Origin of the sequence: Nocardioides terrae (genome assembly GCF_900112345.1) — a bacterium.
In the GTDB taxonomy this organism is placed as follows: Bacteria; Actinomycetota; Actinomycetes; order Propionibacteriales; family Nocardioidaceae; genus Nocardioides; species Nocardioides terrae.
Map to the genome: position 1 here is coordinate 44,734 of NZ_FOLB01000015.1, position 7,502 is coordinate 52,235.

Sequence of the window (7,502 nt, forward strand, 5' to 3'; positions counted from 1 at the left end):
ACGAGCCGGTCGGCAAGCAGGTCCGGTGTCACCCGACAGAGCGTGAGCTCACGGCGGCCTTGGCGGATGATCTCGTGGGCGGCGCCGAACGGGATCAGGTGACCGGCACCCTCGCGGGCCACCGTCATCCCGTCAGCGACGAATCAGGAGATCGTTGTCGGGAGATCAAGCACCTTTGGACCATTCACACGCCGCTCCCTGCAGGTTCGCCCTCGGTTGCCGCGTGTCGCTCGCGGAGCGCCGGCTTCGCGACCTTGCCCAGGGCGTTGCGCGGGAGCACGTCGAGCACGTGGAGCTCGACGGGACGCTTGTAGCCGCTCAGATGACGTTCGCAGTGCACCGCCACCGTCACCGGATCGACCACGTGGCCCGGAGCGGCTTCGACGTAGGCGACGACCACCTCGCCCCAGACCGGATCGGGGGCACCGATCACGGCGGCCTCCTGCACGGCGGGGTGCGCAGCCAGGACGTCCTCGATCTCTTTGGGATAGATGTTCGCGCCTCCGCGGATGATGAGATCCTTGGATCGGCCGACCAGCGTCAAGTAGCCGTCGCCGTCGAGGTAGCCCAGGTCACCGGTCCGGAGCCATCCGTCGACCAGCACCTTGGCGGTCTCCTCGGGGCGGCCGAGGTAGCCCCGCATGACGTTGGGTCCGCGCACCACGACCTCGCCGGGAACCCCGAGCGGGACCTCGGAGCCGTCACCGTCCAGGATGCGCACCTCCTGGCCGGGAAAGGCCGACCCGACGGTGCCCGGTCGACGCGGGCCGGCAATCGGATTGATCGTCACCCCGCAGGTCGCCTCGGACAGGCCATAGCCTTCCACGACCGGGAACCCGTAACGCGCCTCGAAGCGCTCCAGCAGGGCAGGCGCGGCCGGCGCGGCGCCGCAGATCGCGTACCGCACCGTGGAGGTCTCGGGCGCCACGTCCGGCGGCAGCGCCGCGAGCATGGCGAAGATCGTCGGCACCGCACTGAAGTACGTCGGCCGCTCGGCGGCCACCCGGTCGAAGAAGTCGGTCGGGTCGAACCGCTCCGCGATGACCACGCTCGCTCCCGCGCAGAGCGGGAGGAGGACGCTGATCACGATGCCGTTGACGTGGAACAGCGGCAGGATGAGCAGGCAGCGGTCAGCGGCGCCGAGCTCGAGGACGAGGCGACCCATGGAGATCATCGCGTCGAGGTTCGCGTGGTCCAGCATGACCCCCTTCGGCACACCGGTGGTCCCGCTGGTGTAGATCAGCAGGGCGAGGTCGCGCGGATCGGTGCGCGGCACCTCCAACGCTCGGCGCGACGTACGCCGGAGGTCACCGACCCTGAGTGTCTCGGTGCTCGACACGGGAGCCGCATCGTCTTCGATCACCGCGAGCCGGGCGTCTGAGTCGGTGAGCTGGCGCTCGACCTCTCCTGCGGTCAGGCTCGGATTCACCGGTGTGATCGTCGCCCCCAGACGCCAGGCGGCGAACAGCAGGGTGACGAACTCGATCCGGTTCGTCAGTCTGAGGGCAACCACCGCGCCTGGACCGATCCCCAGCTCACGGAGATGCTCCGCCGCAGCCCGAACCTCATCGCGGAACTGGGCGTTGGTCAGGGTCCGCGTCGCGTCCGAGACGGCTCTGCCGTCCGGGTCGGCCTGCGCACGAGTTTCGGGGAGAGAGACGAGCTGCATGGTGGGGCGCTCCTGGTGTGGATGGCGGAAGGTGGTCTCGAGGACGACGCCGCCCTCGTCTGGTCGTCGATCGGTGTCAGGTGCTCGAGGAGGGCTGTCGCAGGACCGAGCGAACGAGGGTCACGTAGTAGCGGACACCGAGCTCGAGGATGTCGTCGTTGAAGTCGTACTCGCTGCTGTGGAGGGGGCTGCCTCCGAGCCCGGGCTCGACCCCGTTGCCGATGAACGCGAAGCAGCCCGGCACCGTCCGCGCGAACACGCCGAAGTCTTCGCTCCCCATGCGGCGCTCGCATTGCGCGTCGACGTCGGCGAAGACGGAGCTCGCCGCCCGAGCGGCGGCCTCGACACACGCTGCCTCATTGACCGTCGGCTGGAACTCGTGGGTGTACGTGACGTCACAGGTCGCCCCGTGGCTTCGTGCGATCCCTTCGGCCAGCGCACGGATGCGTCGTTCGAGGAGCTCGCTGACGTCCGCCGAATAGCTGCGGGTGTCACCGCGGACGACGACGTGGGTCGGGATCGCGTTGCGAGAGCCGTCGGTGATGAGCTCCGTGCACGAGAGCACGGCCGGCTCGCTCGACGGGACGTTGCGGCCGACTACGGTCTGCAGGGCGGTCACGATCTCCGCGGCGATGACCAGCGGATCGACGACCCTGTCCGGCATGGAGGAGTGCCCGCCGCGTCCGATGATCCGGATCTCGAAGTTGTCCTCGCTTCCGAGGATCGGTCCGCTGCGGGTGCTGAAGTGACCGACGGGCAGTCCAGGAGCGTTGTGCAGACCGTAGATGGCGTCGAGCGGAAAGCGCTCGAACAGCCCGTCGTCGATCATGGCCTGTGCCCCGCGTCCCGGCTCCTCCGCCGGCTGGAAGACGAAGCGCACCGTGCCGTCGAAGCCGGCGCCCGACGCCAGTGCTGCCGCCGCACCGAGGACCATCGTCATGTGGCCGTCGTGTCCGCAGGCGTGCATCGCCCCCGGGTTGCGCGACACGTGGTCGTGCGACCCGACTTCGTGCAGGGGGAGGCAATCCATGTCAGCGCGCAGGCCGATGACCCCCGGTCCGTCACCGCAGCGAAGGGTGGCGACGACCCCGGTCCCGCCGATCCCGGTGGCGATGTCGGTGACACCCGATGCCTTCAGCGTCTCGACGAGGAAGGCAGCCGTGCCGTGTTCCTCGAACGGAAGCTCCGGATAGCGGTGCAGGTGGCGCCGCCACTCGCGTAGCTGGTCGCCCGGTCGGTCACGCGGTTCGGCCGCATGGTTGGTCACAGGTGGGGTCTCCGTTCACGAAGGTTCGAGCGATTGAGTCGCGCGTAGCTGACGGTGAGGATGAGGGCCCACCCGACGCCCACGACAAGGGCAGGGCGGGTCTCGGGGTTCTGCGCCAGCAGGGCCACGATCACGCCGATGCAGGCCAGGGCGATCCAGCTGGTGACGGGCGCTCCCGGCATCGTGAAGTCGTGACCAGGCAGGCGACCGGCCCTGACCGCGGCGCGATAGCGAAGCTGGCACCAGACGATGACGGTCCACCCGGCCAGCACCGCGCACGTCGCAACGGCAGCGAACAGTGCGAAGGCGCTCGTCGGCGCGGCGACGCTGACGACGACTCCGAGTGCGATCGCGGCCGACGTCAAGGTGAGCGCTGGTGCCGGAACCTGGCGGCTGCTCAGCCGCTGCAGGGCGCTGGGCGCCGCCCCTTGGAGCGAGAGGCGCCGCACCAGCCGGCTCGCGACATAAATGTTGGCATTGCAGCCGGAGAGCGCGGCCGTCAGGACGACGAAGTTCATCACTCCGCCCGCTGCGGGCAGCCCTGCGCCAGCGAACACCTGCACGAAGGGGCTGCTGTCGGGCGCGTAGCGGCTCCAGGGCATCAGCGTCAGGAGCACGGCGATCGAACCGACGTAGACGACACCGATGCGGACGGGAAGGAGGCGGATGGCGGTCCGAAGGCTCGTGCGGGGATCGACGGCCTCGCCCGCCGTGGAGGCAACCAGTTCGATCCCGGTGTAGGCGAAGAAGGCAGCCACGAGGACGGACACGGCCTGCCATCCTCCGTGAGGAGCGAAACCGCCGTGACTCCAAAGATTCGTGACTGACGCCGAGGCGCCGAGTGCGGAGAAGTGGAACGTGAGGACTGCGCCCCCGATCACGAGGAGGACCAGGACGGCGACGACCTTGATGCTCGCAAACCAGAACTCCAGCTCGCCGAAGAGCCTCACGGACAAGTTGTTGGCCAGGAGGAGGACCGCGAGGGCCACACCCGCCGACGCGGAGACCGGCAACTGCGGAAACCAGTACTGGATGTAATGGCCCGCAGCGGTGAGCTCTGCCATGCAGGCGGTTACCGCGGCTGTCCAGTAGGACCATCCCGTGGCGAACCCCGCGAACGGGCCGAGGAACTCTTTCGCATAGTCCATCACGCTGCCCGACGTCGGTCGATAGACGACCAGCTCACCCAGGGCGCGCATGACGAGGAAGGCAACGGCCCCGGCGACGACAAAGCTGATGATCACCGCCGGCCCTGCTGCGGCAATCGCCTCGCCGGAGCCGTAGAACAGCCCGACTCCGATGGCACTTCCGATCGCCATCATCTGGATCTGCCTGGACCTCAATCCACGCCGATATCCCTCGTCAGGTACGTCGTCCGTCGCGGCGTCTGCGAGGAGGTCACTTCGAGCCTGTGCGCTCACAGTGCTCCTTTCGGGCTCGGATAGGGGAAAGCCCACGCGGCACGACGAACGGACGTGCGTGGACCGCGTTGCTCTCCGGCAATGCTTCCGGGGAATCGGAGTGGAAAAAAGCGATGAAACGTGGAGTCGATCGTGAAGGGCCAGCGGACGGACGCCGCTGTCAGCGGAACGCCGGCATGCCCGTCAGCGCCTGCCCGAGGACCAGGGTGTGCATCTCGACCGTCCCTTCGTAGGTCAGGACCGACTCCAGGTTGTTCTGATGCCGGACGACAGGGTGCTCGAGGGAGATCCCTTGCGCTCCGAGGGCCGTCGCAGCGGTGCGGCAGATCTCGAGGGCCTCACGCACGTTGTTGAGCTTCCCGATACTGACCTGTTCAGGTCGTAAGAGACCGGCATCCTTGCGGCGTCCGAGGTGGACGGCCAGCAGATAGCCCTTGACGTACTCCAGTGTCATGTCGGCAAGCTTCTGCTGGGTCAGCTGGAAGGCACCGATCGGCTTGCCGAACTGACGTCGCTCGACGGAGTACGTCCGGGCCGCCTCGATGCTGGAGCGGGCGGCGCCAAGCGAGCCCCACACGACTCCGTAGCGCGCTTCGTTGAGCAGGCGAGGGGCGCCGCCAGTCCACACGGACCTCCGGGAAGGCGACGGAGTCGGGGATCCGAACGTCGTCCGCCCGATCGCGACATCGCGAGAGACCCTTGCACCGAGACCAATGACCGAAGCCCGGAGTCGGTGGCCTCGATCTCCAGGCACACGAGGCCGTAGTCGATGGCGGACATGCCGGCGCCGCCATAGCCCGTCAGGTGCCCAGCACGCCCAGGGAGCCGAGCTCTTTGATGACCTCGCGGATGTTCGGCACGCGACCCTCCTCAAACCAGGTCGCGCTGCATGTTCCTTCGTGATCGGGCAGTTGTCTATCAGAGGTCGCCGAGGTGCTTGAGCAAGAGCGCCTGCGCGAGCACGGCGCGTTCGAACTCGGCGAGGTGCAGGCCTTCGTTCGCGCCGTGAGCCCGGGTTCCCGGGTCCTCGACACCGGTGACCAGGACAGTTGCTCCAGGGAACGCCTGACGAAACTCGGCGATGAAGGGGATGGAGCCTCCGACGCCCATGTCGACCGGTGGTGTTCCCTCCCATGCGTCGGTCAGTGCGACGCGCGCGGCCTCGTAGACCGGGCCTACGGCGTCCATCCAGGCCGGCTCTCCGGTGTCGAGGAGCGTGTGGGTGAGTGTCGCGCCCCAGGGGACGTGATCCTCGAGGTGGCGGATCAGGCAGGCAACGGCGTTATCGATGGTGTCGGTGGGCGCGATCCGCAGGGAGATCCGTGCCCGTGCCACCGGCACGAGGGTGTTGCTGGCACCTTCGACTCTCGGGGCGTCGAGGCCGGTGATGCTCAGCGCCGGTCTGGTCCACAACCGCTCGACGGGCGAGCCGTCACCGATCCACTCGAGGCCCGGGACGGCACCAGAAGCGGCGCGCAGCCGCTCCTCCGGGACGAGGATGTCGGCGGCCGGGCCGCTGCGCAGACCCCGGACCGCCACGTTTCCCCGATCGTCGTGCAGGCTCGCGATCACGCGTGACATCGCGACCAGGGCGTCAGGCACGAGGCCGCCCCAGCCGCCGGAGTGCACCGCATGTGTGAGGGTGCGGACCTCGACGTCGAGGCGCACGAGGCCGCGTAAGCTCGTCGTCAGGGCGGGAACGCCGATGTCCCAGTTGGTGGAGTCGGTGATCACGATGACGTCGGCCTCGAGCATCCGACGGTAGGATTCGAGCAGCGTGGCGAGTGTGGGTGAGCCGATCTCCTCCTCGCCTTCGACGAACACGATGACACTCACCGGGAGTTTGTCGCCGTACACGCGCAGCGTGCTGAGGTGGGCGGCGATGCCCGCTTTGTCGTCAGCGGCGCCGCGACCGTAGAGGCGGCCATCGCGCGCGGTCGGCTCGAACGGCGGGGACTCCCAGTCGGCGTGGCCGTTCTCCGGCTGCACGTCGTGGTGTGCGTACAGCAGCACCGTGGGTGCGCCGTCGGGGCCCCCCTTGCGGGCGATGACTGCGGGTAGCCCGCCGTCGACGGAGACGATGTCCACCGCGTCACAGTCCTGGGCGCGGAACAGCTCCGCCACCGCTTCCGCGCAGCGTCGTACCTCGCTGACCCGCTTTGGATCGGCGCTCACAGACTGGATCCGAACTAGATCTTCGAGATCCCGGTGCACGCCCGGCAGGACGTCGGCCACGCGGGCACGGATGTCATCTGCGGTCACCATGGGCTCAGGATGACAATCCTCACCCTTAAGGAAAAGCGAGAGTTTGTCGAGCACACCCTGCAGATCCACTTAAGGGTCGGTGCACAGGTCTGCAGAACTCGCAGCATCTTGCCGCGCGGCGCTGTCAATCGCTATCTCGATAGGGCGCGCACCGAGGATGATCGTGGCACGCGAGTGCCGTAGAGCACTCCACCCTGAAGCTTGCTGCGGTCTTCGAGTTCCGCCCTCCAGCCGACGTCGCCTCCACTAAGGCGGCATCAACGGGCCGCCTGCTCGGGAAACGCTAATGCGCCGGGCTGGGCGCGGTGGCCGCGTGCGGGGCACGCCATGTTGTCACCGTCAACCAGACCATCCAGACCAGGCTTAGGAGCCACGAGGCGATGATCAGAGTCGAGTGGGTGCCATTGAAGCCCTGCGAGCCGGCCACCCAGCCCTCGGCCACGTATACGACGCCCGTCAATGCGACCAGGTACGGCACAGCACGGGGAAGGGCTCGCACAGCGAAGCCCGCGCTGCCAAGGAGAATGAGGGATAGTCCGATGGCATACGCGTGGTAGCTACTGACGCCCCACTCGAGCCATCGCATCGCCTCAGCGCTTGCGAACCGCGTTGGCTTCTGTGACGAGGTCGCATTCATCCAGGCCTGGTCGACCTGCTTGTTACCGACCCCGTCGACCGCCTGTAGGACTCCGTAGAGCGCCAGTGAGACTCCGGCCAGAACCGCCCCTATCCGCCCTGCCCACGCTGGCCCTTCCGTCCGCTCTTCCAACGCGACGTAGAGCACAAGGGGGTCTGCCCCCGCTTTGGTTGACACTCGGGGTTTGCAGTAATCAGGCCGCGTTTGCGGCGGCGTAGATCATCTCAAACTCGACCGGGGTGA

The 7,502-nt window shown here is 67.8% G+C and carries 6 protein-coding genes; all 6 read right to left on the reverse strand.

The window, feature by feature from the left end; translation table 11 throughout:
* Window positions 1–184 precede the first annotated feature (184 nt).
* Window positions 185–1,669, reverse strand: a complete 1,485-nt coding sequence (locus BM236_RS16965; protein WP_091126275.1) for a class I adenylate-forming enzyme family protein — start codon at window positions 1,667–1,669, stop codon at window positions 185–187.
* A 76-nt stretch (window positions 1,670–1,745) separates the two neighbouring features.
* Entirely contained in the window at window positions 1,746–2,936 is a 1,191-nt protein-coding gene (locus tag BM236_RS16970) for an amidohydrolase (protein WP_091126278.1), read from the reverse strand.
* Window positions 2,933–4,258, reverse strand: a complete 1,326-nt coding sequence (locus BM236_RS16975) for an amino acid permease (RefSeq protein ID WP_139230146.1) — start codon at window positions 4,256–4,258, stop codon at window positions 2,933–2,935. The genes BM236_RS16970 and BM236_RS16975 overlap by 4 nt, the downstream gene beginning before the upstream one ends.
* A gap of 259 nt (window positions 4,259–4,517) precedes the next feature.
* Window positions 4,518–4,934, reverse strand: a complete 417-nt coding sequence (locus BM236_RS19625) for an acyl-CoA dehydrogenase family protein (protein ID WP_425434211.1) — start codon at window positions 4,932–4,934, stop codon at window positions 4,518–4,520.
* Window positions 4,832–5,137: a hypothetical protein gene (locus tag BM236_RS19630; RefSeq protein ID WP_425434212.1), complete on the reverse strand. Its 306-nt coding sequence runs from the start codon at window positions 5,135–5,137 to the stop codon at window positions 4,832–4,834. Before BM236_RS19630 ends, BM236_RS19625 begins: the two co-directional genes overlap by 103 nt.
* 138 nt (window positions 5,138–5,275) lie before the next feature.
* The gene (locus BM236_RS16985) at window positions 5,276–6,691 is read right to left on the reverse strand and encodes a dipeptidase (RefSeq protein WP_342714201.1); all 1,416 of its coding nucleotides are present in this window, start codon (window positions 6,689–6,691) and stop codon (window positions 5,276–5,278) included.
* Window positions 6,692–7,502 lie beyond the last annotated feature (811 nt).

Coding starts and splice junctions, on each gene's coding strand:
- BM236_RS16965 (WP_091126275.1), bottom strand. CDS start 1,669: ATGCAGCTCGTCTCTCTCCCCGAAACTCGTGCGCAGGCCGACCCGGAC.
- BM236_RS16975 (WP_139230146.1), bottom strand. CDS start 4,258: ATGATGGCGATCGGAAGTGCCATCGGAGTCGGGCTGTTCTACGGCTCC.
- BM236_RS19630 (WP_425434212.1), bottom strand. CDS start 5,137: ATGTCCGCCATCGACTACGGCCTCGTGTGCCTGGAGATCGAGGCCACC.